At 32.9% G+C, this 1,688-nt stretch carries 3 protein-coding genes; all 3 read left to right on the top strand.

Translation table 11 applies throughout. The features are described 5' to 3' along the window. Positions 1-426: polysaccharide deacetylase family protein (locus AACY93_RS13675; protein ID WP_339612160.1), on the top strand; the 426-nt coding region annotated here is incomplete at its 5' end. Then, on the top strand, positions 419-1,036 hold the full coding sequence (locus AACY93_RS13670; RefSeq protein WP_287006201.1) for an outer membrane lipoprotein carrier protein LolA: 618 nt from the start codon (positions 419-421) through the stop codon (positions 1,034-1,036). The genes AACY93_RS13675 and AACY93_RS13670, both read left to right, overlap by 8 nt. Continuing rightward, a complete protein-coding gene (locus tag AACY93_RS13665) occupies positions 1,017-1,628 on the top strand; it encodes a hypothetical protein (RefSeq protein WP_286852605.1) in 612 nt (203 codons plus the stop codon). The genes AACY93_RS13670 and AACY93_RS13665 overlap by 20 nt, the downstream gene beginning before the upstream one ends. The last annotated feature ends 60 nt before the right edge of the window (positions 1,629-1,688 follow it).

Raw genomic sequence — 1,688 nt, 5'->3', positions numbered from 1 at the left:
AAGCAAGGACACACAGTTGGCAACCATACCTATTCCCATCATAATATGTTTGGCTTTTTTAACAGCAAGCAAGTAATGGAAGAATTGGAATTGACAAACAAACTTGTTCAAAACATAACAGGCTTAAAGCTCAAACTCTTCAGGCCTGCTTTTGGTGTTACAAACCCAAGAATAAAAAAAGCGTTAAACGCTCTGAAATTGCAAGCCATTGGCTGGAATAAGCGTTCCTTGGATACCACAGGTTTAAGTAAGGAAACCATTTTAAAACGCGCTTCAAAAAACATAAAAAAAGGCGATGTCATCCTATTACACGATTCCAGCGAAAAAACCATATGGGTTTTGGAACAGTTATTGTTAATTTTACAAAAGCAAAATTTACATGCAGTTACTGTAGATAGCTTATTTAATATAGAACCTTATGCGTAATCTTGTTTTTCTTTTTTTACTGCTATCCGTTACCATGCAGGCTCAAACAAAAATGTCTGCAACAGAGGCCCAAAGTTTAAAAACACTTGTAAAAAGACAAGCTTTAACCACCAAAACCATTGTTAGCGATTTCACACAATATAAACATCTGGATTTTTTATCCAACGATATTATAACCAAAGGCAAACTCGCCTTTAAAACTCCAGACCTTGTAAAATGGGAATATACAGAACCGTACAAATATGCTGTACTCTTTAAAAATGAGACCCTTTTTATAAACGACGAGGGTAAAAAAAACCAAGTGGACATGGGTTCCAACAAGCTTTTTAAAGAATTGAACAACTTGATAATAAACAGTATTAAAGGGGATATGTTTGACGAGGATGCTTTTGTTATTACCTACTTTAAAACAGGCAAAAACAGTGAGGTGCATTTTGTGCCAAAAGACAAAAACTCATCAAAATACATAGAAACGTTTCAAATTACTTTTAATCCTTCAGGAGATGTCACTGAGGTAAAAATGATGGAACCTTCAGGAGACTACACAAAAATTGTATTCACAAATAAAGAATTAAACAAACCACTTCCCGATGCGATTTTTACTCATTAGTATTTGTTTGTTGCTTGTATCTTGTGCCAGCTATCCCAAAAAACAACACTTTCAATTAGATAATTCGGTTTCAAAAAGTATCGAAAACCCCTATTTTTCAGATGAAACAAAAGATTATGTTTACAAAGCATCCATTGATGTGTACGACAAGCATTTTGGTGGCCTTTTAATTATCAAAAAAATAAATGAGCAGGAACATCGAGTTGTTTTTACAACCGAAATGGGAAACAAACTTTTCGATTTTACCTTTACCGAGAACCATTTTCAAGTAAATTATATTCTAGACGAGCTTAACAGAAAGATGCTAATAAACGTATTAAAAAATGATTTTAAGGTCTTGGTTTCAGATAACCTTCAGGTAATTAACACGTTCTCAGAAGCAAACACGAATGTTTTTGAGACTTCCATTTACAACAAAAACCATTACTATTATTTTGAAAACAAGCAACTTACCCAAGTTGTTAGAACCAAAAACGGAAAAGCAAAGGTTCAGTTTTTATTTTCAGAAATAAATAATCATCTTGCAGACCAAATTGATATAAAACATCATAACATAAAATTAGATATCACATTACAATCAATTACCCAATGAAACAACCATTATTAAACTTTAATCACACAGCAAAATGTTAATTTGGGTGTTCCATGTGAC

Source organism: uncultured Xanthomarina sp. (genome assembly GCF_963971605.1).
GTDB classification, from domain to species: domain Bacteria; phylum Bacteroidota; class Bacteroidia; order Flavobacteriales; family Flavobacteriaceae; genus Xanthomarina; species Xanthomarina gelatinilytica.
This window is presented reverse-complemented; position numbering and strand designations above follow the sequence as displayed.